The sequence below is a fragment of the Streptomyces sp. NBC_01298 genome (genome assembly GCF_035978755.1).
In the GTDB taxonomy this organism is placed as follows: domain Bacteria; phylum Actinomycetota; class Actinomycetes; order Streptomycetales; family Streptomycetaceae; genus Streptomyces.
In genome coordinates this window covers 2,836,943-2,862,130 of record NZ_CP108414.1, presented here as the reverse complement: position 1 = coordinate 2,862,130, position 25,188 = coordinate 2,836,943, and the positions used below count along the sequence as shown (strand labels likewise).

Below are 25,188 nucleotides of genomic sequence, written 5' to 3'. Positions count from 1 at the left end.
CCCCTGCCATCCGGCAGGGGGCACAGTCGTGTGTTGAGGCCCCGTGAGGCGACAACTCGCCCCAGATGGCACAATCTGTGCATGGAACGCGACAGTCAACTTGAGCTCTACGGACTTGTCGCCGACCGATTGAAAGAAGCACACACAAGGGTGCGCACACTGCAAGTCCCGGAGGGCGTAAGGATGGCGCTGTCCCGGAAGCTGTTGGTCGTCACCGCCGTGGCGAAGCATGATCTCGCCGACGCGGCAAGGCGCCTGGACAGGTTGATGAAGGACCTCGACGAGGGTCGATTCCCTGAAGGCGACTGATGCGAAGGAACTCCGTAACGGCCTACAACGTTGCGGCACTAGGGTGATAAGCCCGTTTCGTGTTTGATTTGCGGTATATATCCGCCTAACGTGCGAAATAAGCTTGAACACATTCGTTCTGGCGAAGTCTCCGAAGGGGAAGACGTTGAACAAGGCGCAGCTCGTAGAAGCGATTGCCGACAAGCTGGGCGGCCGTCAGCAGGCCGCGGACGCCGTCGACGCGGTCCTGGACGCCATCGTCCGCGCGACCGTCGGTGGCGACCGGGTCTCGGTCACGGGCTTCGGCTCGTTCGAGAAGGTCGACCGCCCGGCCCGCTACGCCCGCAACCCCCAGACGGGTGAGCGCGTCCGGGTCAAGAAGACCTCTGTTCCCCGCTTCCGTGCGGGCCAGGGCTTCAAGGACCTGGTCAGCGGCACCAAGAAGCTGCCCAAGGGCGGCGAGGTCTCGGTGAAGAAGGCGCCCAAGGGCAGCCTCACCGGTGGTGCTTCGGCGACGGTCAAGAAGGCCGCCGCGAAGAAGGCCGCACCCGCCAAGAAGGCGGCTGCCGCGGCCAAGACCACGGTCGCGAAGAAGACCACGGCCAAGAAGGTCACCGCCACCGCCAAGAAGACGGTCGCCAAGACCGCCGTGGCGAAGAAGGCCGCCCCCGCGGCCAAGAAGGCCACGGTCAAGAAGGCCGCGGCGACGGCGAAGAAGACCACCGCCACCGCGAAGAAGACCGCCCCGGCTGCCAAGAAGGCCACCGCGGCGACGAAGGCGCCCGCCAAGAAGACGGCGACGCGCAAGGCCACCGCGAAGAAGACCACCGCCCGCAAGACCAAGTAGGGCAACGAGTCACACACGCCGGGCCGGTTTCCCCACCGTGGGGAAACCGGCCCGCGGTGCGTACGGGAGGGTCCGGGGTCAGAAGGTCTGCAGCGTGACCAGGGTGATCCGCAGGCCCGCGCCCTCGCCGTCCGTCTCGATCCGGACCCGCTGCCCGGGGCGCAGCAGCCGCAGGCCGCCCGCGTCGAACGCCGGGGCCTCGAAGGGCACCGGGGTGCCGTCGTCCAGCAGCACACTGCCGCTGCGGGTCTGGGTGTCGTACGTGTACGCGGTCGCCTGCATACGGGCACTGTATCGGGCCGTATGGCGCCCCACGCCGAGGGCCAGGGCCGTCCGCAGATCCGCCCCCGTGTCCACGTCCCGGCGGATGCTCTCGACGCCCGCGAGGGCCATTTCCACCGCGCCGGAGGCCGAATGCCGGGCCCGTGAGGGGCCGCCGAACGAGGGCGCCAATTCCACGTCCGGAGCAGCGGAAAGCAAGGTCGTCCCGATTCCCGCCGCATCCGCCAGAAATGCCCTGGGAAATGCCGAAGCGGTTTCGAGCACGCGTAGCAATTCGGGTGGCCGAAGCGCCGGCAGATCCGCGTTCATCGCGGCCACCGCCGCCCGCGGCCTGCCCGCCCGTATCTCCCGCGCCCCGTGGGCCAGCGCCGCGTTGAGGCCGGCGGCGGGGGAGTCCGGCACGATCCGGGCCCCCAGCCGGGCAAGTTCCGCCCCGGCCGCGGGATCGTCCGTGACGACCACCACATCCGCGACCGCGGCGCAGGCCAGCGCCCCCGCGACGGTGTCCAGCGCGAACGCCAGGGCCAGCCCCGGCCGGGACGCCCCGACGGCCGCCGCGAGGCGGCTCTTGGCCACGGCGAGGGGCTTCAGCGGGACCACCAGACTCCAGACGGCGTTCGTGACGGACCCCTTCCCTCCGGCACGCTCGCGCGCCGCTCAGACCATGTGCTGGTCACGGTCAGGTCATGCGGAGCCCCATTGTCACCTCATGCCGGGCGACCCGGGGCCTGCTCCGGGTGTCCGGGGCGTACGGTGTTCTCGACAGAGACCGGACCCGGGGCCCACACTTGTCCGTCCCCGGGGCGCCCAAGCCGCGCACCGGTCCTAGAGGAAGGTGTCCGAGTGTCCCGCCGCAGAATCGGCTTCTGGTACCGCCTTGCGGCGGCCATCGCGAAACCGCCGCTGGTAGTGCTCTTCAGGCGGGACTGGCGGGGAATGGAACACATTCCGACCGAGGGCGGATTTATCACCGCCGTCAATCACAACTCGTATCTGGACCCGCTGTCCTACGCGCACTTCCAGTACAACACCGGCCGGGTGCCCCGATTGCTCGGCAAGGCGGCCCTCTTCGAGGTCCCCATTGTCGGAGCGATCCTGCGCGGCTCCGGTCAGATCCCCGTCTACCGGGAGTCCACCAACGCCCTGGACGCATTCCGGGCCGCCGTGGACGCGATCGAGCGCGGCGAATGCGTGGCCTTTTACCCGGAGGGCACCCTCACCCGGGACCCCGAGATGTGGCCGATGGCCGGCAAGACCGGCGCCGCCCGCGTGGCGCTGATGACCAGGGCCCCCGTCATTCCGGTGGCCCAGTGGGGCGCGAATCTCGCGATGCCGCCCTACGCCAAGGAGAACAAGGTCAGCCTGTTCCCGCGCAAGACCCTCCAGGTCCTCGCCGGGCCGCCCGTGGACCTCTCCGCGTACTACGACCGGGAACCCACTCCGGACGTGCTCAGGGAGGCCACCGAAGTCATCATGGCGGCCATCACCGGGCTGCTGGAGGAACTGCGGGGCGAGAGTGCGCCCGCGCAGCCGTACGACCATCGAGGCGCCAGGGCGCAGCAGCGGCGCAAGGCCGCAGGGGAGGGCACCAAGTGACAGGTCCCGTGAAGGCAGCCGTATTCGGAACAGGCTCCTGGGGCACGGCCTTCGCCATGGTCCTCGCCGACGCCGGCTGCGAGGTGGTCCTGTGGGGCCGCCGGCAGGAGCTCGTCGACGCCATCAACAGCGGCCGGACCAACCCGGACTACTTCCCCGACGTCGAACTCCCCGCGAACATCCGCGCCACCACCGACCCGGCCGAGGCCGCGGCCGGCGCCGACTTCACGGTCCTCGCCGTGCCCTCGCAGACCCTGCGCGGCAACCTCGCCGCCTGGGCCCCGCTGCTGGCCCCCCAGACCGTGCTCGTCTCCCTGATGAAGGGCGTCGAACTCGGCACCGCCAAGCGGATGAGCGAGGTCATCGAAGAGGTGGCCAAGGTCCCCGCCGAGCGCATCGCGGTCGTCACCGGACCCAACCTGGCCGCCGAGATCGCCGCCCGGCAGCCCGCGGCCTCCGTGGTCGCCTGCGTCGACGAAGCCGTCGCCCAGCGACTCCAGGCCGCCTGCCACACCCCGTACTTCCGCCCGTACACGAGCACCGACGTCATCGGCTGCGAGCTCGGCGGCGCCGTCAAGAACGTCATCGGCCTCGCCGTCGGCATCGCGGACGGCATGGGCCTCGGCGACAACACCAAGGGCTCGCTCATCACCCGCGGCCTCGCCGAAGCCACCCGCCTGGGCCTGGCGATGGGCGCCGACCCGCTCACCTTCTCCGGCCTCGCGGGCCTCGGCGACCTCGTCGCCACCTGCTCCTCGCCGCTCTCCAGGAACCACACCTTCGGCACCAACCTCGGCCGCGGGATGACCCTGGAGGAGACCATCGCGGTCACCAAGCAGACCGCCGAGGGCGTCAAGTCCTGCCAGTCCGTGGCCGATCTGGCCCGCCGCCACGGAGTGGACATGCCGATCACCGACACGGTCGTCGACATCGTCCACCACGGCAAGCCCACCCTGGTCGCGCTCAAGGAACTCATGGGACGCAGCGCCAAACCGGAACGGCGCTGACTGCTTTCCGGACGCGTGAGCGGGTACCCTCGAGGCGATATGAGCAGCGAGAACCTCCCCCAGACCCCTGAGCAGCAGGGCCGCAAGCCCCGCGTGGCCGTCGTGTTCGGCGGCCGCAGCTCGGAACACGCCATCTCGGTCGTCACCGCGGGCGCCGTCCTGCGCTCCATCGACCGCTCCAAGTACGAGGTGCTGCCCATCGGCATCACCACGGACGGCCGATGGGCGCTGACCGCCGACGAGCCCGCCCGGATGGCCATCTCCGGCGGCCGGCTTCCCAACGTGGGGCAGCTCGCCGGTTCCGATGACGGCACCGTCGTGCTCTCCGTGGACCCGGCCAGCCGCGAGATCGTCTACACCGAGCCGGGCGCCGTCCCCAAGGCGCTGGGCGAGGTCGACGTGGTCTTCCCCGTCCTGCACGGCCCGTACGGCGAGGACGGCACCCTCCAGGGCCTCCTGGAGCTGTCCGGCATCCCGTACGTCGGCTCGGGCGTCCTCGCCTCGGCCGTCGGCCAGGACAAGGACTACATGAAGCGGGTCTTCACGTCCTTCGGGCTGAGCGTCGGCCCGTACGTGACCATCCGCCCCCGCGAGTGGGAGAACGACCGCGAGGGCGCCCTCGCCCGCATCGCGGACTTCGCCGGCGAGCACGGCTGGCCGCTGTTCATCAAGCCCGCCCGCGCAGGCTCCTCGATCGGCATCACCAAGGTCGACGATCCCTCCGGGCTGGACGCCGCGATCCGCGAGGCCCGCCGCCACGACCCGAAGATCATCGTGGAGGCGCTGCTGCGCGGCCGCGAGATCGAGGTCGGAGTCCTGGAGTTCGAGGACGGTCCGCGCGCGAGCGTGCCCGCCGAGATCCCGCCGGTCTCCAGCCACGACTTCTACGACTTCGAGGCGAAGTACATCGACTCCGCCTCCGGACTCGTGCCCGCCCCGCTCACCCCGGAGCAGACCGCCGAGGTCCAGAAGCTCGCGATCGAGGCCTTCGACGCCGCGTCCTGCGAGGGCCTGGTGCGCGCCGACTTCTTCCTCACCGAAGACGGCGAGTTCGTCATCAACGAGATCAACACGATGCCGGGCTTCACCCCGATCTCCATGTACCCGCGCATGTGGCAGGAGTCGGGCATCGCATACCCGGAGCTGGTGGACCGCCTGATCCAGGCCGCCCTGCGCCGCTCCACCGGACTGCGCTAACCCCGTACCGAGCCCAGCCCCGAAGCCCCGTACGCGAAAGAGGACCGCCCGCCGCCCCTCGGATGAGGAGGGCGGCGGGCGGTCCTCTTCCGCGCGGGCGGGCCCGGGAGCGTCAGTACGAGGAGATGCCCACCGGAACGGTCTTGGCGATCGCGGCGGAGAGGCCCACCAGCATCCCCGCATCCGTGGCATGCTCCTTGTCGACCCGGACCTCCGTGTACGCCAGCCGACTCCCGGTGGTGAACCGGAAGCCGTCGTCGCCCAGGTCCTCCAGGAGCCAGCCGACACCGTTCACGTCGACGCCCTCCTGCTTCTCGTCCAGCATCTTCGCGGGCCGGGGGATACCGCACCGCAGTACGATCGCCGAGCCACCCCACGCGGCGGTCAGGTCCGACTCCGGCAGTGCCGGGGTCCGGGCCAGCGAGACCACCGTCGCGGGAAGCTCTTTGTGCAGCGCCGCACAGAGATCCGCGACATCGGCGGGCGGAGCGGACGGCGGATCCACCCGGGCCTCGGAACCGCCCGGGGAACAGCCCGCGACGGCCGCCGAGGCGGCCAGCGCGACCAGGGCGGCGAGCAGAGAGAAGGGCCGGCGGTGTCGTGACATCACCGGCCAAGAGTAGACGGGGGCTACAGATGGACGACCGGGCAGGTCAGGGTGCGGGTGATCCCCTCCACCTGCTGGACCTTGGCCACGACCATGCGGCCGAGATCGTCCACGGTGTCGGCCTGGGCGCGCACGATCACGTCGTAGGGGCCGGTCACGTCCTCGGCCTGGATCACCCCCGCGATCTGCGCGATGGACTCGGCGACGAACGACGCCTTGCCCACCTCGGTCTGGATGAGGATGTACGCCTGTACCACGGAACCTCCAGGGCGGCCACGAGGATCATTTCCCCTACCCTTCGGGTGGGCCCGGGGATGACGGGTGGGCCCGGGGAAGAAGGGACGCCACGGTACCGCGTCGCCGAGCGCCGCGGGGAGACCCGCGGGGTCGGCGGCGCGCAGAGCGGGGCGTACGGAGAGCAGAAGTTGACGTATCTGTTGACGGTACCCAGAGCTGTGACGGCTCGCGACCGCAAGCGGACTGGGCAAGAAGGGGCACAGCGATGAAGGGCACTGTGGGCGAGCTGGGGGAGTTCGGGCTCATTCGGGAGCTCACCTCACGGCTCACCACCACCCCGGCGGTCCGGGTCGGCCCGGGCGACGACGCCGCGGTGGTGTCGGCCCCCGACCGGCGGGTCGTGGCGAGCACGGACATCCTGCTGGAGGGCAGGCACTTCCGGCGCGACTGGTCCACGGCCTACGACGTCGGCCGCAAGGCCGCCGCGCAGAACCTCGCCGACATCGCCGCCATGGGCGCGGTGCCGACCGCGCTGCTGCTCGGCCTCGTCGTCCCGGCCGAGCTGCCGGCGACCTGGCCCACCGAGCTCATGGACGGCATCCGCGACGAATGCCAGGTCGCCGGCGCGGCCGTGGTCGGCGGCGACGTGGTCCGCGGCGACATCATCACCGTGGCCATCACCGCCCTCGGCGACCTGCGCAACCACGAACCCGTGCTGCGCTCCGGCGCCCAGCCCGGCGACGTCGTGGCCGTGACCGGCTGGCTCGGCTGGTCCGCGGCCGGCTTCGCGGTGCTCTCGCGGGGCTTCCGCTCGCCGCGCGCCTTCGTCGAGGCCCACCGCCGCCCCGAGCCCCCGTACCACGCGGGCCCCGCGGCCGCCGGACTCGGCGCCACCGCCATGACCGACGTCAGCGACGGCCTGATCGCGGACCTCGGGCACATCGCCGAGGCCAGCAAGGTACGGATCGACCTGCGCTCGGCCGCCGTCGACATCCCGACGCAGATGCACGACATCGGGCAGGCCGTCGGCGTGGACCCGCTCCAGTGGGTCCTCACCGGGGGAGAGGACCACGCGATCGTGGCCACCTTCCCGCCGGACGTGAAGCTCCCGGCCCGCTGGAAGGTCATCGGCGAGGTCCAGAACCGCTCGGCGCTGCCCCAGGTGACCGTCGACGGCGCCCCCTGGGCCTCCACCGGCGGCTGGGACCACTTCGGCGGGGACGCGGCCGCGGAGGACACCCCGCGATGAGCGGTTCCCCCGGCGCCTCCGGCGCCCCCGGTCGGACGGCCACCACCCCGTCCCGCCCGCACCCGCCGCTGTGCCTGACCGTCGCCGGATCCGACTCCGGCGGCGGCGCGGGCATCCAGGCCGACCTCAAGACGATGCTGGCGCTCGGGGTCCACGGGATGAGCGTGGTGACCGCTGTGACCGCGCAGAACTCGCTGGGCGTCAAAGGGGTCTGGGAACTGCCCGTGGAGGCCGTGAAGGGCCAATACAGGGCCGTGGTGGACGATATCGGCGTCCAGGCCGTGAAGACGGGAATGCTCTCCTCGGCCGCGCTCGTGGAGGCCGTGGCCGAACTGCTCGCCGCGACCGCCGCCCCGGCGGTGGTGGACCCGGTCGGCGTCTCCAAGCACGGGGACGCGCTCCTCGCGGCCACCGCGCTGGACGCCGTCCGCGGAGAACTGCTGCCGCGGGCCACCGTCGCCACGCCGAACCTGGACGAGGTGACCCAGCTCACCGGAGTCGTCGTGGAGACCGAGGACGACATGCGCCGGGCCGCCGACGCGGTCCTCGCGTACGGGCCCGCGTGGGCGCTGATCAAGGGCGGCCACCTCGCCGCCCACGGGGGCGAGGCCGTTGACCTCCTGACGGACGGCGCCGACGAACGCTGGCTGCGGGCCCCCCGCCACGACAACCGCCACACCCACGGCACCGGCTGCACGCTCGCCAGCGCGATCGCGGCGGGGCTGGCCAAGGGCCGGACCGTCCCGGAGGCCGTCACCGAGGCCAAGGAGTACGTCACCGGCGCCATCGCCGCCGGGTTCTCCCTGGGCGGGGGCATCGGCCCGGTGGACCACGCGTGGCAGTGGCGCTGCTGAACCGTCCGCACGGAACCGTCCGCACTGAAACGCCCGCACTGAAACGCCTGTAGGGCCTGCTTCACCTCGTACATGTACGAGGTGAAGCAGGCCCTACAGGTTTGATCATGTTCGATCAGGTAAAGCAAGAGGCCGGTCCACCAGGTGGACCGGCCTTCTCAGCAACCGGAAAGGGCTGCGCTACGACGGAAGGCGTCAGCGCGAGACCTTGCCGGCCTTGATGCACGAGGTGCAGGCGTTGAGGCGCTTCGGCGTCCCATTGACCACGGCACGGACACGCTGGATGTTCGGGTTCCAGCGACGCGAGGTGCGGCGGTGCGAGTGGGAAATGCTGTTGCCGAAGCTCGGCCCCTTGGCGCAAACGTCGCAGTTGGCAGCCACAGGTCACTCCAAAGACTTCAGATGCACTTACAGTGAATCCCGGCGCACCGGTATCAGAGATCTGAAGTGGTTTGCCGGGGGGAATGGCCCGACTCTCATCGGGCAACCGGAGCAGCATACAACGACTGCCTCGGTCCAAGAAAACTACCATGTCCCCGGCCGCCCCCGCCCCGGGGTCCCGCCCTCCCGGCAGTCCTTCGTTACCCTGCGGTGAACCCTGGCCCGCACAAGGAGGAACGCCCGGTGGCGCACCAGCCTCAGCCGTACCCCCTGAACGCCGAAGCGGTACGCACCTGGAGCTCACTGGCCCTGGCCGCACTGGGCCGGGCCCGCGAGGACATCGACGCGATCAACGTCTATCCCGTCGCCGACGCGGACACCGGCACCAACCTCTACCTGACCGCCGAATCGGCCGACCGCGAGCTCGCGGACCACCTCGCCGGAGTGACGGACGGCACAGCCGGAGCCACCCTCCCCGAAGCCGTACGGGCCTTCGCGCACGGCGCCCTGATAGGCGCCCGGGGCAACTCCGGGACGATCCTCGCGCAGCTGCTGCGCGGAGTGGCCGACGTACTCGGCGACGAGCCCGCCGGGCGCGATCCCGCACGGCTGCTCGCGCGGGCGCTGACCCGGGCCGCCGAGGAGGCGTACCGGGCCGTCGCGCACCCTGTCGAGGGCACCATGCTCACCGTCGCCGCGGCGGCCGCCAGGGCCGCGGAAGCCGCCGCCGGACCCTCCGAGAACGCGGCCGACGTGGCCGGGGCCGCCTACGACGGAGCCCGCGCGGCCCTCGCCGAAACTCCGGGCCAGCTGGCCGCGCTGGGGCGGGCCGGGGTCGTCGACGCCGGGGGCTGCGGGCTGGTCGCCGTACTCGGGGCCCTGTGGCAGGCGCTGTCCGGGCGGGAGCCGGCGCCCGAACCGGTACGCGGCCGGGCCGTGCCCGTACCGAAGCCGTCCGAGCCCTGCGCCGAGGAGCACGGCGGACCCGCCTACGAGGTGATCTACCTGCTGGAGGCCCCCGAGCCCGAGGTCGACCGGCTGCGCACCCGGCTCGACTCCCTCGGGGACTCCCTCGTGGTGGTCGGCGGCGACGGGCTGTGGAACGTCCACGTCCACGTCGACGACCCCGGCGCGGCCGTGGAGGCCGCGGTGGTCGCCGGGCGGCCCTACCGGATCCGCATCACGCACTTCGGCGACGAACGCCGCCGCGCCCGCGGCGAGCGCTCCCAGCGCGCGGTCGTCGCCGTGGTCCAGGGCGAGGGACTGGCCGGGCTCTGCGGAGAGGCGGGCGCCACCACCGTGCTCGCCCGGCCCGGGGAACCCCCGGCCGTCGCCGAACTGGCCGACGCCATCCGCGAGGCGCACGCCCGCGAGGTCGTCCTGCTCCCCAACGGCGCCGAACTGCGCGCGGTCGCCGCGGCCGCCGCCCAGCAGGCGCGGGCCGAAGGCGTACGGGTCGCCGTGATCCCCACCCGCTCCGAGGTCCAGGGCCTGGCCGCCCTCGCCGTGCACGACCCGGACGGCAGCTTCGACGAGGACGTGGTCGCCATGACCGCGGCCGCCGGAGCCACCCGCTACGGCGAACTCGCCGTCGCCGAACGGCAGTCCTTCACCTCGGCCGGCATCTGCCAGGCCGGCGACGTGCTCGGGCTCATCGACGGCGACGTCGCCGTCATCGGCACGGGTCTGGCCGAGACCGCCCAGGCGGTCCTCGCCCGCATGCTCGGATCGGGCGGCGAACTGGTCACCCTGGTCCTGGGCCCCGAGGCCCCCGAGGAGCTCGCCGGCCTGCTGGAGGCGTACGTCCAGCACGGTCACCTCGCCGTCGACACCGTCACCTATCAGGGCGGACGCTGGTCCGCGCCGCTGCTCATCGGGGTGGAATAGCCGGGTTGTCAGCGCGATGGTGTGCAATGGAACACGTGCCCGCGCTCGACGAAGACCTCAAGAAGACCCTCGGCCCCGCCACCGCGAAGGTGCTGGCCGAGCAGCTCGGCCTGCACACGGCCCTGGACCTGCTCCACCACTACCCCCGGCGGTACGCGGAGCGCGGCGAGCTGACCTCGCTGGCCGAACTCGCCGACCAGATCGACGAGCACGTCACCGTGGTCGCGCAGGTCGCCGACGCGCGCCTGCTCACGTACCAGGGCAGCCGGGGCGGCGGGAAGCGCCTCGAAGTCACCATCACCGACGGCAGCGGACGGCTCCAGCTCGTCTTCTTCGGGTCCGGCGTCCACAAGCCGCACAAGGAACTCCTGCCCGGCAGTCGCGCGATGTTCGCGGGCAAGGTCGGCATGTTCAACCACAAGCTCCAGCTCGCCCACCCGGCCTACGAACCGCTCGGCGCGGACGCCTCCGACCGGGACGCGGCCGCCGCCTTCGCGAGCCAGCTCATCCCGATCTACCCGGCCTGCGCGAAGCTGGAGTCCTGGAAGATCGCCAAGTGCGTGGACGCGGTGCTCCCCAGGGCCCAGGAGGTCGTCGACCCGCTGCCGCCCGCCCTGCGCGAGGACCGCGCACTGGTCCCGCTCACCGAAGCCCTGCTGAAGATCCACCGCCCGGTCACCAAAGCCGACATCGAGGACGCCCGCGGCCGCCTCAAGTGGGACGAGGCCTTCGTCCTCCAGGTCGCCCTGGCCCGCCGCCGGCACGCCGACTCCCAGCTCCCGGCCGTACCCCGCCGCCCCACCCCCGGCGGCCTCCTCGAATCCTTCGACGCCAAGCTCCCCTTCACCCTCACCGAAGGCCAGCGAGGCGTCTCCAAGGAGATCTTCGACGACCTCGCCACCGACCACCCCATGCACCGCCTGCTCCAGGGCGAGGTCGGCTCGGGGAAGACGATGGTCGCGCTGCGGGCCATGCTCGCCGTCGTCGACTCCGGCGGACAGGCCGCCATGCTCGCCCCCACCGAAGTGCTCGCGCAGCAGCACCACCGGTCCATCACCGAGATGATGGGCGAGCTCGCCGAAGGCGGCATGCTCGGCGGCTCCGACCGGGGGACCAAGGTGGTGCTGCTCACCGGCTCGATGGGGATGCCCGCCCGCCGTCAGGCACTGCTCGACCTGATCACCGGCGAGGCCGGCCTCGTGATCGGCACGCACGCGCTCATCGAGGACAAGGTCCAGTTCCACGACCTCGGCCTGGTCGTCGTCGACGAACAGCACCGCTTCGGCGTGGAACAGCGCGACGCCCTGCGCTCCAAGGGGAAGCAGCCCCCGCACCTGCTGGTCATGACCGCCACCCCGATCCCGCGCACGGTCGCCATGACCGTCTTCGGCGATCTGGAGACCTCCGTACTCGACCAGCTCCCCGCCGGCCGCTCCCCGATCGCCACCCACGTGGTGCCCGCCAAGGACAAGCCGCACTTCCTGGCCCGGGCCTGGGAGCGGGTCCGCGAGGAAGTGGAGAACGGCCACCAGGCGTACGTGGTCTGCCCGCGCATCGGCGACGGGGAGGACGAGAACGGCAAGGGAGCCAAGGGAGCGAAGGGCGCCGCCGCCAAGAAGAAGGCGGCGGCCGAGGACGACGGCGACCGGCGGCCCCCGCTCGCGGTGCTGGAGATCGCCGAGCAGCTCACCCGGGGCCCGCTCGCCGGGCTCTCCGTCGAGGTGCTGCACGGGCGGATGGACCCCGCCGACAAGGACGACGTCATGCGCCGCTTCACCGCCGGCGAGGTCAAGGTGCTGGTCGCCACCACCGTCATCGAGGTCGGCGTGAACGTCCCGAACTCCACCGTCATGGTCATCATGGACGCGGACCGATTCGGGGTCTCCCAGCTCCACCAGCTCCGCGGCCGCGTCGGCCGCGGCTCCGCCCCCGGGCTGTGCCTGCTGGTCAGCGAGATGCACGAGGCCAGCCCCGCCCGCGCCCGGCTCGCGGCCGTCGCCGCCACCCTGGACGGCTTCGAGCTCTCCCGCATCGACCTGGAGCAGCGCCGCGAGGGCGACGTGCTCGGCCAGGCCCAGTCCGGTGTCCGCTCCAGCTTGCGGATGCTCGCGGTCATCGAGGACGAGGAAGTCATCACCCAGGCCCGGGAGGAGGCCACCCGCGTGGTCGCCGCCGACCCCGAGCTCACGGAGCTGCCGGGCCTGCGGACCGCCCTGGACGCCCTGCTGGACACCGAGCGGGAGCAGTACCTGGAGAAGGGGTGACGGGTGCGGCGACGGGCACGACCTATCGTGGAACACCTGCACCACCCGTTGCCCCGCTCACCGAAGGACCCCAGATGACCCGCGTGATCGCCGGAAGCGCCGGCGGGCGACGCCTCGCCGTACCGCCCGGCACCGGCACCCGCCCGACCTCGGACCGGATGCGCGAAGGACTCTTCTCCACCTGGGAGTCGCTGCACGGAGTGGAGGGGGCCCGCGTCCTCGACCTCTACGCCGGTTCCGGCGCCGTCGGCCTGGAGGCGCTCTCCCGCGGCGCGGCCCACGCGCTGCTGGTCGAGCCCGATGCCAAGGCCGCCAAGGCGATCAAGGACAACATCACCTCGGTCGGCCTGCCCGGCGCCGAATTCCGGTCCGGCAGGGCCGAGCAGATCGTGGCCGGCGCCGCGCACGGGGACCCGTACGACATGGTCTTCCTGGACCCGCCGTACGAGGTCGAGCACGCGCACCTCCGCGAGATCCTGCTCACACTCCGGTCCAATGGCTGGCTCACCGGCGACGCGCTCGTCACCGTGGAGCGCAGGACCCGCAGCGGGGCCTTCCCGTGGCCGGACGGCTTCGAGCCGCTGCGCTCCAGGAAGTACGGCGAGGGCACCCTTTGGTACGGTCGCGCCGCCTCCACCAGCGAAGAGTCATGAAGCCCGCACCCGGGAACGAGGGAATGCAGTTGCGCCGCGCCGTCTGTCCGGGGTCGTTCGACCCCATCACCAACGGACACCTCGACATCATCGGCAGGGCCTCGCGGCTCTACGACGTGGTCCACGTCGCCGTGATGATCAACCAGTCCAAGCAGGGTCTCTTCACCGTCGAGGAGCGGATCGAGCTGATCCGCGAGGCCACCGCCGGCTACGGCAACATCGTGGTCGAGTCCTTCCACGGACTCCTCGTCGACTTCTGCAAGCAGCGGGAGATCCCGGCCATCGTCAAGGGTCTGCGCGCCGTCAGCGACTTCGACTACGAGCTGCAGATGGCCCAGATGAACATGGGCCTGTCGGGCGTCGAGACGCTCTTCGTCCCGACCAACCCCACCTACAGCTTCCTGTCCTCCTCCCTGGTCAAGGAAGTGGCGGCCTGGGGCGGCGACGTCGCCCACCTGCTGCCCGCGCACGTGCACGCCGCGCTGCTGGAGCGGCTGCCCCGGCGCTGACCCGGCCTCCACCGCCCCCTGACCGGGAGTCAGCCGGTGTCGGCTCCCGGGCCGGTGGCCTTACAGTCGTCCCGTCCGTCTCGGGAACCGCCCGGGGCCGAGAGAGTGCGAGCACCCATGGACGTGCAGAAGAAGCTCGACGAGATCGTCGCGGCCGTCGGCAGCGCCCGGTCCATGCCCATGTCGGCCTCGTGCGTGATCAACCGCGCCGAGCTGCTCGCCCTGCTCGAAGAGGTGCGGGGCGCCCTGCCGGGCTCGCTCGCCCAGGCCCAGGAGCTCATCGGCGGCCGGGAGCAGATGGTCGAGGAGGCCCGCCGCGAGGCCGACCGGATCATCGAGTCGGCGCACGCCCAGCGCGGTTCGCTGGTCTCCGACACCGAGGTCGCGCGGCGCTCCCAGGACGAGGCGGACCGGATCCTGGCGGAGGCCCGCCGGGAGGCGGACGAGGTCAAGGCCGAGGCCGACGACTACGTCGACAGCAAGCTCGCGAACTTCGAGGTCGTGCTCACCAAGACGATCGGTTCGGTGGACCGGGGCCGCGAGAAGCTGCTGGGCCGCGGGGCCGGGCTCGACGAGCAGGGCTACCCCGACGCCGAGGCGCCCGAGCGCAGCCACGACCCGGAGACGCAGCGGCAGCAGGCGGACGCGTACGTGGACACCAAGCTGGCCACCTTCGAAGCGGTGCTCTCCAAGACCCTCGAGGCCGTCGGCCGGGGCCGCCAGAAGCTGCTGGGCCGCGTGGCCACCGACGACCTCGGCGCGCACATGGCCGCCCAGGACGCCGTCGGCTCCAACCAGTCGCGCTCCTCCAGCGACGCGGACTTCCTGGCCGGGCTGGCCGAGCCGCAGGCGCCGCTGATCCCCGCACAGGCGCAGCCGGAGCCGCAGCCCTCGTACGACGCGTATGCCTACCAGCAGCCCGTCCAGCAGGACGCGTACGCCGCCTACCAGGACCCCTATGCCGGCTACCAGCAGCCCCAGCAGCAGCCCGACCCGTACGCGGTCTCGTACGAGCAGCAGCAGCCCGACCCCTACGGCGGCTACCAGCAGCAGCCCGTCCAGGACCAGCAGGCGGCCCTGGACGAGACCAGCTTCTTCGACACGAGCATGATCAATCTGGACCAGCTGCGCCAGTACGAGCAGGGGCGCTGAGCCCCTCCGGAACCTGGATTGGGCTCAGGGCGAAGCGGCGGGTATCCTGGCTCTTCGGTCGCGCGTATGCACCGCGATCCATGCTGCCCCCACGTGGCGGAAGTCTTGATCTTCAGCAGTCTCCAGTGATTTTGTGAAAGCGGGAACAGCCCTGAACACCCACCTCGACCACCGCAACCCTCTCGTGTTCGACACGCACGAGCTGGGTCGGCGTCCTGGTGCCATGCTGCGGCTGTCCCGTGAGATCGCGGCGCCGGCGGACCTCGGTCTCGCAGGTGTCATCGGAGTGCCCCAGGGCAACAAGCTGAATCTCAAGCTCCGCCTGGAGTCGGTCATGGAAGGGGTGCTTGTCACAGGCACCGTCCGTGGCTGGGCGACCGGGGAGTGCGTAAGGTGTCTGGAGGCCGTCGAGCGCGAGCTCAAGGCGGAGTTCCAGGAGATGTTCTCGTACCCTGACGCCGACGACCGGATCCGCTCCAAGGCGGAGCCGGCCGACGACGCCGAGGACGACGAGGACACACTCTTTCTCGAGGACGGCTTGTTCGACCTCGAATCCGTGCTGCGCGATGTGGTGGTGCTCGCACTGCCGCTGCAGCCGGTGTGCCGGGAGGATTGTCTCGGACTGTGCCCCGATTGCGGGCTCAGCCTGAACGACGACCCGGACCACCATCATGACGCCGTCGACATCCGTTGGGCGGCACTGCAGGGACTCGTCACCGATCAGGGCGTCGAGAAGGACAATATGAGCGGCACTGCCTCCGACGGAGTTCAGGGCGCCGCCGAGAAGCAGGAGAAGTAGCCGTGGCTGTTCCGAAGCGGAAGATGTCGCGCAGCAACACGCGCCACCGCCGGTCGCAGTGGAAGGCTGCGGTCCCCACCCTGGTTTCGTGTGAGCGTTGCCAGGAGCCGAAGCTCCAGCACATTGCGTGCCCGAGCTGCGGCACCTACAACAAGCGCCAGGTCCTCGAGGTCTGAGCGGCTGGTGAGAGGCGCAATGTCTGAGCTGTCCAACGCTGAGAAGCAGGCAGACAGTAAGAACGCGGCCTCGTCCCACGTGCTTCTGGAAGGGCGGCTCGGGTATCGACTCGAGTCCGCCCTTCTGGTGCGTGCGCTGACCCACCGCTCGTACGCGTACGAGAACGGCGGTCTGCCCACCAACGAACGCCTGGAGTTCCTCGGGGACTCCGTGCTGGGCCTGGTGGTCACGGACACGCTGTACACGACCCACCCCGACCTGCCGGAAGGCCAACTGGCCAAACTGCGGGCCGCGGTAGTCAACTCGCGCGCACTTGCCGAAGTCAGCCGCGGGCTCGAGCTCGGCTCCTTCATCCGGCTCGGCCGGGGCGAAGAGGGCACGGGCGGCCGGGACAAGGCCTCCATCCTCGCCGACACCCTTGAAGCGGTGATCGGCGCGGTCTACCTCGACCAGGGTCTCGACGCGGCCTCGGAGCTGGTTCACCGGCTCTTCGACCCGCTCATCGACAGGTCCTCGAACCTCGGTGCCGGCCTGGACTGGAAGACCAGTCTCCAGGAGCTCACGGCCGCCGAAGGTCTCGGGGTGCCCGAATACCTGGTCACCGAGACCGGCCCGGACCACGAGAAGACCTTCACCGCCGCCGCGCGCGTCGGTGGGATCTCTTATGGCACCGGTGTCGGGCGCAGCAAGAAGGAAGCGGAACAGCAGGCGGCCGAGTCCGCGTGGCGCGGTATCAGTACCGCGCCGGGCGAGCAGACTTCGGCGGCTGCCGGATCCACGGCCGCTCCGGCCGAGGACGACGGGACGCCGACTCCCGCCGACCCGGACGCCTGATCCGTTCTTCCGGGAACCCCCCGCCCCGCCACCTGCTCCGGCAGGCGGCGGGGCGGACCCGTTTTCCGGCAAAGGCCCCCGCACGGCGGTCCGGGCGGGCCCGGTAGGCTCGGCGGCAGCGTCCCGCCCCGCACTCCCTCCGGAGGACCCCCGTGCCCGAGCTGCCCGAAGTCGAAGTGGTGCGGCGCGGGCTCGAGCGCTGGGTGGCCGGGCGGACCGTGACGGCCGTCGAGGTCCTGCACCCGCGCGCCGTACGCCGGCACGAGGGCGGCGGCGCCGATTTCGCGGCGCGGCTCACGGGGGAGACCTTCGCGGTACCGAGGCGGCGCGGCAAGTACCTGTGGCTGCCCCTCGAGGAGCGCGAGCACTCGGTGCTCGGGCACCTCGGGATGAGCGGGCAGCTCCTCGTGCAGCCGCAGGGCGCCCCCGACGAGAAGCACCTGCGCATCCGGATGCGGTTCGATGACGACGCCGGGACGGAGCTGCGCTTCGTCGACCAGCGGACCTTCGGCGGGCTGTCGCTGCACCCGTGCGTCCCCGACAGCGCGGAGGGACTCCCCGATGTCATCGCGCACATCGCGCGGGACCCCCTGGACCCTCTGTTCGACGAAACGGCCTATCACCTGGCCCTGCGCGCCAAGCGCACCACCGTGAAGCGGGCATTGCTGGACCAGTCGCTGATCAGCGGGGTCGGCAACATCTACGCGGACGAATCGCTCTGGCGCGCCAAGCTGCACTACGAGCGCCCCACGGCCATGCTCACCCGCCCCCGCAGCACGGAGCTCCTCGGCCACGTCCGCGACGTCATGAACGAGGCGCTCGCCGTCGGCGGCACCAGCTTCGACAGCCTCTACGTCAACGTCAACGGAGAGTCCGGCTACTTCGACCGCTCGCTCGACGCCTACGGCCGGGAGGACGAGCCCTGCCGGCGCTGCGGTACTCCGATCCGGCGCAGGCCCTGGATGAACCGGTCGAGCTACTTCTGCCCGCGCTGCCAGCGGGTCTCGCGCGTGGCGTCGTAGGCGGACCTGGAAGAGAGCACCGCGGGCATGCTGCCCTCCAGCAGCCCGATGAGCGCGTCCACGCGCTCCGCGACCGATACGCCGAACGGGGTCAGCTCGTAGTCGACCCGGGGCGGGTTGGTCGGTTGGGCCTCCCGGTTGACGATGCCGTCGCGCTCCAGCGCGTGCAGGGTCTGGGAGAGCATCTTCTCGCTTATGCCGTCCACCCGGCGGCGCAGCTCGTTGAACCGGCACGGCCCCTTGGACAGGGCGCCGACCGTGAGGCTGCCCCAGCGACCCGTGACGTGTTCCAGCGTCTCGCGGGACGGGCACGTGCGAGCGAACACATCGAAGGCTTCGGAGGCCTGTTCGGGCACGCCGTCACCCTCTGTTTCGCCACACCCTGGAGTCTGCATGGTTTCAGCCTACTACTGCGCAGCGCCAGCCATCTAGGTTGCGCTTTCGAAAAGTTAGTGGTTACCTCTGTGTCGTTGCTTCACGCCGCACAGCGCCGTGTACCCCACGGTGTTTTCCGAGGGAGACCGTCTTGTCCGCAACCACTTACACCCCCGTCGTCTCGATCGCCTACCACTCCGGCTACGGCCACACCGCTGTGATCGCCGAGGCCGTCAAGGCCGGCGCCGTCGAGGCTGGTGCGACCGTGCACCTGATCAAGGTCGACGAGATCGACGACGCGCGGTGGGAGCTGCTGACCGCGTCCGACGCGATCGTTTTCGGTGCCCCGACCTACATGGGCACCGCCTCCGGCGCCTTCCACGTCTTCGCCGAGGCCACCTCGAAGATCTGGTTCGCGGCCGGCTGGCAGGACAAGGTCGCCGCGGGCTTCACCAACTCCGGCTCCAAGTCCGGAGACAAGGGCAACACCCTCGACTACTTCCAGACCCTCGCCTCGCAGCACGGCATGAGCTGGGTCAACCTGGGCCTGAAGCCGGGCTGGAACTCCAGCACCGGTTCCGAGAACGACATCAACCGCCTCGGCTTCTTCGACGGCGCCGCCGCCCAGTCCAACGGTGACCAGGGCCCCGAGTTCGTCCACAAGGCCGACATCGCCACCGCCGAGCACCTCGGCGCCCGCGTCACCGAGCAGGCCCGTGTCCTGCTCGCGGGCCGCGCCGCGCTGGCTTCCGTCTGAGGCGGGACCCGGGTGCCGGGCGCTGCCCGCCCGGCACGGGTGCGGTACGTGGAAACGGGCGGGGGCACGGTCACGCGCGGCGATATCCGCCGCGCGTGACCGTGCCCCCGCCCGTTTCCGTTGCGGAGAGCCGCTGCTAGAAGCCGAAGTCCTGGGTCCACCAGGGGCCGCCGGCGGCGTTGTACACGCCGACGCCCAGGGTGCGGAACTCGCAGTTGAGGATGTTGGCCTTGTGGCCCGGGCTGTTCATCCAGGCCTTCATCACGGCCGTCGCGTCACCCTGGCCGCGGGCGATGTTCTCGCCGCCCATCCCCGATATGCCGGCCTTGGTGGCGCGGTCCCACGGGGTGTTGCCGTCGGGGTCGGTGTGGTCGAAGAAGCCCCGGACGGCCATGTCCTTGCTGAAGGCCCCGGCCAGCGCCGCCAGCGGCGGGTTCGCCCGGACGGGAACACAGCCGGCCTGTGCGCGCTCCTGGTTCACCAGGGCGAGTACGGCGCTCTCCTCGGCGGAGTGGCCGGCCGAGGTGGGCGGGGCCGCGGGGGCGGAGGGCTTCGGCTTCGGCTTCACCGGGGTCGGGGTGGGGCTCGCCTCCGGGGTCTTCGCCGCCTTGGTGGAGGGGGAAGGAGAAGGGGAAGGGGAGGCCGACGGGGAAGGTGAGGCGGAGGGTGTGGGGGAGGCGGAAGGGGTGGCAGCTCCCGAGGGGGCCCGGCCGGAGAGGTTGGCGAGGCCGCCCTGCTGCTCCAGCGCGCTCTGGGTGCTCGGCGAGACCGGAGTCTTGGCCTTGGCGTCCGTGGTCTTCGCGTCGGAGCCCGCGGTCGTGACCCCTACGTAGGGGAAGGCGGAGCCGACCGGGACGAAGCCCGTGGTGACGGCCGCCGTGCCGAGGGCCACGGCCACGGATGCGCCGAGGAGACCGCCCCGCAGGGCGGCGCGGCGCTTGCCGCCGGGGCGCGGCGCGGCGTGGAGTCGGTGGCGTCCCATCGTGGCTCACCTTCCTGGGGTTGGGGTCAACGCTTCAAGATCAACCTTTACTCACCCAAATGGGTGAGCTCATTGCTGCGCGACTGTACGCCATGGCGGCAGGGGGCGAGGTGACCCGAATTTGTTTGCCCGGTTAGCGTTCAGGCATGAACGAAGATGTGCGCATGACCGCCTGGGTGCGCGGCCGTGTACAGGGAGTGGGCTTCCGCTGGTTCACCAGGGCGAACGCCATGGAGATCGGCGGACTGATCGGCTTCGCGCTCAACCTGGACGACGGTCGAGTACAGGTGGTGGCCGAAGGTCAACGTGAGAATTGCCACCGGCTCCTGGAGTGGCTGCACAGCGCCGACACGCCCGGGAACGTGGACGGGGTGACAGAGATCTGGAGCACACCGCGCGGCGGTTACGACGGGTTCGCGATCCGGTGAGCGATCGACTGATCATGTACTGAACACATCGCCGGATGGTCCGCATGCGGTCGGAACTGCGCATTCGTCGCCGACGCGTTGCCGGCGTGACGGATCCGTGGAAGGCTCGGAGACGAGGATGATCTCCACGCCCCTTGCGGGGGCCGGGATGCCCGCCGATACGGGGCGTGATCGTGTTGACCGTCAAACTTTTTGGTGAGACGCTGGAAGCCCCGCGCACCTGAGCTGTTTGGCAGTGCTGGCAGTACACAGTGTCAGCTAAAGATCGATGCAGTGACTGACAGTCGCTGCCGGACATCCGCGGGTGCGATTCCCTCACGACCCACACCGCTTCGGTCGGTCACTCAGTGTGGAGGACCATCCATCATGGCAAAGGCGCTTCTCGGTTACGTCGGCGGTTCCGACCCGCGACTCCTCGCCGAGATGCGACGGCTTCAGCAGCGCGTCCAGGACCTCGAGTCCGAGCTCGGACGAATCCAGTCCGAAAACGACGCTCTGAATGCGGCCGCCGCACAGCACGGAGACTCGCTGCTTGACAGCATCGACCTCGACGTACCCCAGGCGGAGCCTGCGCTCACCTGATCCGCGCTCCCTCGTCGCTCGATCTACGGAACCGCATGATCTGCAAGGGACGCTTCGGCGTCCCTTCTTTCTTTCCGCTCTTCCCTACTCCGCTTTCCTCCGCCTTTCCCACCTCGGACAAGGCCGCCGGGCGGCGTTGCGCCAGGTGGGGGGCCCATTCCTTTAACGTCTGATGTGCCCTGCACCTTCATGGGCGAAACCGAACGTGAAAGGTAGAGTCCGGCGGCGTGCACCTCAAGTCCCTGACCCTGCGCGGCTTCAAATCCTTTGCTTCCGCGACCACCCTGCGCTTCGAGCCGGGCATCACCTGCGTCGTGGGCCCCAACGGCTCCGGCAAGTCCAATGTGGTGGACGCGCTCTCCTGGGTCATGGGCGAACAAGGGGCCAAGTCCCTGCGCGGCGGGAAGATGGAAGACGTCATCTTCGCCGGCACGACCGGTCGCCCCCCGCTCGGCCGCGCCGAGGTCTCGCTCACCATCGACAACTCCGACGGCGCGCTGCCCATCGAGTACGCCGAGGTCACCATCACGCGGATCATGTTCCGCGGCGGCAGCAGCGAGTACCAGATCAACGGCGACACCTGCCGCCTCCTCGACATCCAGGAACTGCTCTCCGACTCCGGCATCGGCCGCGAGATGCACGTCATCGTCGGACAGGGCCAGCTGGACTCCGTCCTGCACGCCGATCCGATGGGCCGCCGCGCCTTCATCGAGGAGGCGGCCGGGGTGCTCAAGCACCGCAAGCGCAAGGAGAAGGCGCTGCGGAAGCTGGACGCGATGCAGGCCAACCTCGCGCGCGTGCAGGACCTGGGCAACGAACTGCAGCGGCAGCTGAAGCCCCTGGGCCGGCAGGCGGCGGTGGCCCGGCGGGCGGCCGTGATCCAGGCGGACCTGCGGGACGCGCGGCTGCGGCTGCTCGCCGACGACCTCGTCACGCTCAAGGGCGCGCTCGACGCGGAGATCGCGGACGAGGCGGCCCTGAAGGAGCGCAAGGAGGCCGCCGAGGCGCAGCTCGCGGCGGCGGTGCGGCGGGAATCCGAACTGGAGGAGGCCGTACGGGAACTCGCGCCCCGGCTCCAGCGGGCGCAGCAGACCTGGTACGAACTGTCCCAGCTCGCCGAGCGCGTGCGCGGGACGGTGTCGCTGGCGGACGCCCGGGTCACCTCGGCGTCGGCGCCGGCGGAGGAGGACCGGCGCGGCCGGGATCCGGAGGAGATGGAGAAGGAGGCCGCGCGGATCCGCGAGCAGGAGGCGGAACTGACGGCCGCACAGGAGGCGGCCGCGCGGGCCCTGGAGGACACCGTCGCCCACCGGGCCGAGCTGGAGCGCGCGCTGGCCGACGAGGAACGGCGGCTACGGGACGTGGCGCGGGCCATCGCCGACCGGCGCGAGGCACTGGCGCGGCTGACGGGCCGGCTCGGCGCGGCCCGCTCCCGCGCGGGCGCCGCCCAGGCGGAGATCGACCGGCTGGTGCTGGCGCGGGACGCGGCGCGGGCACGGGCGGAGGAGGCGCGCGAGGAGTACGAGGCGCTGGCGCAGGAGGTCGGGGAGGAATCCCCGGGGGCGGCCGAGGGGGCCGCCGGCTCCGGGCCGGGGGAGTACGAGGAGGCGCGGGCCGAGCTGGCGGCGGCGGAGGCCGCACTGGGGGAGACCCGGGACGCGTTGGCCGCGGCGGAGCGGTCGCGGGCGGCGGTGTCGGCGCGGCGGGACGCCCTGGCGATGGGGCTGCGCCGCAAGGACGGCACGGCCGAGCTGCTCGCGGCGCGGCTGGAGGGGCTGCTCGGGCCGGCGGCCCGGCGGTTGTCCGTGACCCCGGGGTACGAGGTCGCGGTGGCGGCGGCGCTGGGTGCGGCGGCGGACGCGGTGGCCGTCACGTCGACGGCGGCGGCGGCCGGGGCGATCCGGTACTTGCGGGAGGGGGAGGCGGGGAGGGCGGCGTTCCTCATCGCGCCCGTCGCCTCCGGCGGTTCGGTGGTCGGGGGCGGAGTTCCGGGTCAGGCCCCGGCGCCGGATTCGGGGTCGGCCCCGGGCCCGATCCCGGATCAGGCCCCCCACGCGAGCTCGGCTCAGGACCAGGACTCGGTCCAGACCGTCGCGGCGACCCGGGGGTCGGAACCGGGAACCGGTGTCGGGTCGGCCGGCGGGGTCGGGCCGGGGGTTGCTTTCCCCCACCCCGCCCCTTCCCGAAACCGGGGCTCCGCCCCGGACCCCGCGCCTCAAACGCCGGCGGGGCTGAATTCCCCTGACCCCGCGTCTCAAGCGCCCGCCGGGCTGACCGTGTCGGGCTCCGGGCCTCAGGTGCAGGTTGACGGGGTGGTCGGTGCCGCGGGGCTCGTGCGGGGGGACGCCGAGGTCGTGCGGGCCGTGGCCTGGGTGTTGCGGGACTTCGTTGTCGTCGGGGGGCTCGACGAGGCCGAGGCGCTCGTTGCCGCGCGGCCGGAGCTGGTGGCCGTGACCGCCGAGGGGGACGTGCTCGGAGCGCACCTCGCGCACGGTGGCTCCGCCGGGGTGCCCAGCCTGATCGAGGTGCAGGCCGCCGTCGACGAGGCCGCGGCGGAGCTGGCCCGGCTGGACGGCCGGTGTCTGGTGCTGGCGGGGGAGAAGACGGACGCGGACGCGCGCCGGGTGGCGGCCGGGGCCCGGGTCGAGGAGCTCGGGGAGCTCCGGCGGGCCGCCGAGCGGGCGCGGGCCGGGGTCGCGCAGCAGCTCGGACGGCTCGCCGGGCAGGCGAAGGGGGCACTGGGCGAAGCCGACCGCGCCGCCGCGGCCGCCGCCGCGGCGCAGGACGCGCTGGAGCAGGCGCTGGCCGACGTGGAGGAGTGCGCGGAACGGCTCGCGGTCGCCGAGGAGATGCCTGCGGAGGAGGAGCCGGACACCTCCAGGAAGGACCGGCTCTCGGCCGACGGGGCGAACGCGCGGCAGACCGAGATGGAGGCCCGGCTCCAGCTCAGGACCCACGAGGAGCGGGTGAAGGGGCTCGCGGGCCGGGCCGATTCCCTCGACCGCGGGGCCAGGGCCGAGCGCGAGGCCCGGGCCAGGGCCGAGCGCCGCCGGGAACGGCTGCGGTACGAGGCGCGGGTGGCCGGGGCCGTCGCCGACGGAGCCCGCCAGCTGCTGGCGCACATCGAGGTGTCGCTGACCCGCGCCGTGGGGGAGCGCACGTCCGCCGAGTACGCGAAGGGCGTCCGCGAGCGCGAGCTCGACGAGGCCCGGGGGCTGGGCCGCGGCCTCAAGGGCGAGCTCGACAAGCTCACGGACTCGGTGCACCGGGGCGAGGTGCTCGGCGCCGAGAAGCGCATGCGGATCGAGCAGGTGGAGAGCCGTGCGCTGGAGGAGTTCGGGATGGCGGCGCCGGGGCTCGTGGCCGAGTACGGGCCCGACCAGCCGGTACCGCCGAGCCCGTCCGCGGACGGGGAGGATCCGGACGCGGACTCCGGTCCGGAGCCCTTCGTGCGCGCCCGGCAGGAGAAGCGGCTGAAGGCGGCCGAGCGGGCCTACCAGCAGCTCGGCAAGGTCAACCCGCTGGCGCTGGAGGAGTTCGCGGCGCTGGAGGAGCGGCACAAGTTCCTCAGCGAGCAGCTGGAGGACCTGCGCAAGACCAGGGCCGACCTCCTCCAGGTCGTGAAGGAGGTGGACGAGCGGGTCGAACAGGTCTTCACGGAGGCCTACCGGGACACGGCCCGCCAGTTCGAGGGGGTGTTCTCGCGGCTGTTCCCCGGCGGCGAGGGCCGGCTGATCCTGACGGATCCGGACAACATGCTCACCACGGGCGTCGACGTGGAGGCCCGGCCTCCGGGCAAGAAGGTCAAGCGGCTGTCGCTGCTCTCGGGCGGCGAGCGCTCGCTGACCGCCGTGGCCCTGCTGGTCTCCATCTTCAAGGCGCGGCCCAGCCCGTTCTACGTGATGGACGAGGTCGAGGCCGCGCTCGACGACACCAACCTGCAGCGGCTGATCCGGATCATGGAGGAGCTGCAGGAGAGCTCGCAGCTGATCGTGATCACGCACCAGAAGCGGACCATGGAGGTCGCCGACGCGCTCTACGGGGTCTCGATGCAGGGCGACGGGGTGTCGAAGGTGATCAGCCAGCGCCTGCGGTGACGGAGCCGCCGGGTGCGGGTGGGTGCGGGTGGGTGCGGTGGCCGCGAGTGGACCCCGGTGGGGTGTGGCCGGGCCCGTCCGGGGCAGGCGTGCCACCGATGGCCCTTCCGGGTGGTGCCCGATCT

At 71.5% G+C, this 25,188-nt stretch carries 25 protein-coding genes and 1 pseudogene; 20 read left to right on the top strand and 6 right to left on the bottom strand.

Going from position 1 to position 25,188, the window contains the following annotated elements:
- Positions 1-81 precede the first annotated feature (81 nt).
- Together OG730_RS12755 and OG730_RS12750 are read left to right on the top strand one after the other, a co-directional pair.
- Complete coding sequence (locus OG730_RS12755; RefSeq protein ID WP_243337737.1) at positions 82-309, top strand: SCO5555 family protein; 228 nt, start codon at positions 82-84, stop codon at positions 307-309.
- Positions 310-454: 145 nt separating this feature from the next.
- Positions 455-1,135 (top strand): HU family DNA-binding protein, encoded by a 681-nt coding sequence (locus OG730_RS12750; protein ID WP_266881319.1) that lies wholly within the window; start codon positions 455-457, stop codon positions 1,133-1,135.
- A 279-nt stretch (positions 1,136-1,414) separates the two neighbouring features.
- On the opposite strand, the pseudogene cofC reads toward OG730_RS12750, so the two are convergent.
- A pseudogene (gene cofC / locus OG730_RS12745) lies at positions 1,415-2,020 on the bottom strand (2-phospho-L-lactate guanylyltransferase); the annotation flags it as partial.
- Positions 2,021-2,260: 240 nt separating this feature from the next.
- Here cofC and OG730_RS12740 point away from each other — a divergent pair.
- Genes OG730_RS12740 through OG730_RS12730 form a run of 3 tightly spaced genes read left to right on the top strand, consistent with a single transcriptional unit; the run spans position 2,261 to position 5,217 of the window.
- Entirely contained in the window at positions 2,261-3,013 is a 753-nt protein-coding gene (locus OG730_RS12740) for a lysophospholipid acyltransferase family protein (protein ID WP_327304352.1), read from the top strand.
- On the top strand, positions 3,010-4,020 hold the full coding sequence (locus OG730_RS12735; RefSeq protein WP_327304351.1) for an NAD(P)H-dependent glycerol-3-phosphate dehydrogenase: 1,011 nt from the start codon (positions 3,010-3,012) through the stop codon (positions 4,018-4,020). Before OG730_RS12740 ends, OG730_RS12735 begins: the two co-directional genes overlap by 4 nt.
- 39 nt (positions 4,021-4,059) lie before the next feature.
- Positions 4,060-5,217: a D-alanine--D-alanine ligase family protein gene (locus OG730_RS12730; RefSeq protein WP_327304350.1), complete on the top strand. Its 1,158-nt coding sequence runs from the start codon at positions 4,060-4,062 to the stop codon at positions 5,215-5,217.
- A gap of 112 nt (positions 5,218-5,329) precedes the next feature.
- Here the strand turns inward: OG730_RS12730 and OG730_RS12725 are convergent, their stop codons facing one another.
- A complete protein-coding gene (locus OG730_RS12725; protein WP_327309238.1) occupies positions 5,330-5,824 on the bottom strand; it encodes a DUF3515 domain-containing protein in 495 nt (164 codons plus the stop codon).
- Positions 5,825-5,847: 23 nt separating this feature from the next.
- The gene (locus tag OG730_RS12720) at positions 5,848-6,081 is read right to left on the bottom strand and encodes an Lrp/AsnC ligand binding domain-containing protein (RefSeq protein ID WP_112450218.1); all 234 of its coding nucleotides are present in this window, start codon (positions 6,079-6,081) and stop codon (positions 5,848-5,850) included.
- 245 nt (positions 6,082-6,326) lie between these two features.
- Between OG730_RS12720 and OG730_RS12715 the strand changes: the two genes are divergently transcribed.
- Both OG730_RS12715 and thiD read left to right on the top strand, forming a co-directional pair.
- Positions 6,327-7,310 carry a thiamine-phosphate kinase gene (locus OG730_RS12715; protein WP_266904108.1) on the top strand — a complete coding sequence of 328 codons (984 nt, stop codon included), beginning with the start codon at positions 6,327-6,329 and terminating at the stop codon, positions 7,308-7,310.
- Positions 7,307-8,164, top strand: a complete 858-nt coding sequence (gene thiD, locus OG730_RS12710) for a bifunctional hydroxymethylpyrimidine kinase/phosphomethylpyrimidine kinase (RefSeq protein ID WP_327304349.1) — start codon at positions 7,307-7,309, stop codon at positions 8,162-8,164. Before OG730_RS12715 ends, thiD begins: the two co-directional genes overlap by 4 nt.
- 195 nt (positions 8,165-8,359) lie before the next feature.
- Here the strand turns inward: thiD and rpmB are convergent, their stop codons facing one another.
- Complete coding sequence (gene rpmB / locus OG730_RS12705) at positions 8,360-8,545, bottom strand: 50S ribosomal protein L28 (RefSeq protein WP_073911113.1); 186 nt, start codon at positions 8,543-8,545, stop codon at positions 8,360-8,362.
- 243 nt (positions 8,546-8,788) lie between these two features.
- On the opposite strand from rpmB, the gene OG730_RS12700 reads away from it, so the two are divergent.
- The 9 genes from OG730_RS12700 to mutM all read left to right on the top strand — a co-directional run bounded on the left by OG730_RS12700 (position 8,789) and on the right by mutM (position 17,842).
- Entirely contained in the window at positions 8,789-10,432 is a 1,644-nt protein-coding gene (locus tag OG730_RS12700; protein ID WP_327304348.1) for a DAK2 domain-containing protein, read from the top strand.
- A 26-nt stretch (positions 10,433-10,458) separates the two neighbouring features.
- Entirely contained in the window at positions 10,459-12,696 is a 2,238-nt protein-coding gene (recG, locus tag OG730_RS12695) for an ATP-dependent DNA helicase RecG (protein ID WP_327304347.1), read from the top strand.
- 74 nt (positions 12,697-12,770) lie between these two features.
- Positions 12,771-13,349, top strand: coding sequence for a 16S rRNA (guanine(966)-N(2))-methyltransferase RsmD (rsmD, locus tag OG730_RS12690; protein ID WP_327304346.1), 579 nt, complete (start codon positions 12,771-12,773; stop codon positions 13,347-13,349).
- Positions 13,350-13,378: 29 nt separating this feature from the next.
- Positions 13,379-13,858: a pantetheine-phosphate adenylyltransferase gene (gene coaD, locus OG730_RS12685; protein WP_243337845.1), complete on the top strand. Its 480-nt coding sequence runs from the start codon at positions 13,379-13,381 to the stop codon at positions 13,856-13,858.
- A 117-nt stretch (positions 13,859-13,975) separates the two neighbouring features.
- Entirely contained in the window at positions 13,976-15,010 is a 1,035-nt protein-coding gene (locus tag OG730_RS12680) for an ATP synthase subunit B family protein (RefSeq protein WP_327304345.1), read from the top strand.
- 133 nt (positions 15,011-15,143) lie between these two features.
- Entirely contained in the window at positions 15,144-15,809 is a 666-nt protein-coding gene (locus OG730_RS12675; RefSeq protein ID WP_327304344.1) for a YceD family protein, read from the top strand.
- A gap of 2 nt (positions 15,810-15,811) precedes the next feature.
- Complete coding sequence (rpmF, locus tag OG730_RS12670) at positions 15,812-15,985, top strand: 50S ribosomal protein L32 (RefSeq protein ID WP_003965982.1); 174 nt, start codon at positions 15,812-15,814, stop codon at positions 15,983-15,985.
- A gap of 19 nt (positions 15,986-16,004) precedes the next feature.
- Positions 16,005-16,820 carry a ribonuclease III gene (gene rnc, locus OG730_RS12665; protein WP_327304343.1) on the top strand — a complete coding sequence of 272 codons (816 nt, stop codon included), beginning with the start codon at positions 16,005-16,007 and terminating at the stop codon, positions 16,818-16,820.
- A gap of 152 nt (positions 16,821-16,972) precedes the next feature.
- The gene (gene mutM, locus OG730_RS12660; protein WP_327304342.1) at positions 16,973-17,842 is read left to right on the top strand and encodes a bifunctional DNA-formamidopyrimidine glycosylase/DNA-(apurinic or apyrimidinic site) lyase; all 870 of its coding nucleotides are present in this window, start codon (positions 16,973-16,975) and stop codon (positions 17,840-17,842) included.
- On the opposite strand, the gene OG730_RS12655 is transcribed toward mutM, so the two are convergent.
- The gene (locus OG730_RS12655) at positions 17,797-18,237 is read right to left on the bottom strand and encodes a winged helix-turn-helix transcriptional regulator (protein ID WP_442814894.1); all 441 of its coding nucleotides are present in this window, start codon (positions 18,235-18,237) and stop codon (positions 17,797-17,799) included. The genes mutM and OG730_RS12655 overlap by 46 nt on opposite strands.
- A 131-nt stretch (positions 18,238-18,368) precedes the next feature.
- Between OG730_RS12655 and OG730_RS12650 the strand changes: the two genes are divergently transcribed.
- A complete protein-coding gene (locus OG730_RS12650) occupies positions 18,369-18,974 on the top strand; it encodes a flavodoxin family protein (RefSeq protein WP_327304340.1) in 606 nt (201 codons plus the stop codon).
- A gap of 136 nt (positions 18,975-19,110) precedes the next feature.
- On the opposite strand, the gene OG730_RS12645 is transcribed toward OG730_RS12650, so the two are convergent.
- Entirely contained in the window at positions 19,111-19,956 is an 846-nt protein-coding gene (locus OG730_RS12645; protein WP_327304339.1) for a CAP domain-containing protein, read from the bottom strand.
- Between the two features lie 146 nt (positions 19,957-20,102).
- Between OG730_RS12645 and OG730_RS12640 the strand changes: the two genes are divergently transcribed.
- From OG730_RS12640 to OG730_RS12630, 3 genes are all read left to right on the top strand, one after another.
- Positions 20,103-20,384, top strand: coding sequence for an acylphosphatase (locus tag OG730_RS12640; RefSeq protein ID WP_327304338.1), 282 nt, complete (start codon positions 20,103-20,105; stop codon positions 20,382-20,384).
- A 366-nt stretch (positions 20,385-20,750) separates the two neighbouring features.
- A complete protein-coding gene (locus OG730_RS12635) occupies positions 20,751-20,966 on the top strand; it encodes a hypothetical protein (protein ID WP_030227372.1) in 216 nt (71 codons plus the stop codon).
- Positions 20,967-21,193: 227 nt separating this feature from the next.
- On the top strand, positions 21,194-25,063 hold the full coding sequence (locus OG730_RS12630; protein ID WP_327304337.1) for a chromosome segregation SMC family protein: 3,870 nt from the start codon (positions 21,194-21,196) through the stop codon (positions 25,061-25,063).
- Positions 25,064-25,188: the final 125 nt, after the last annotated feature.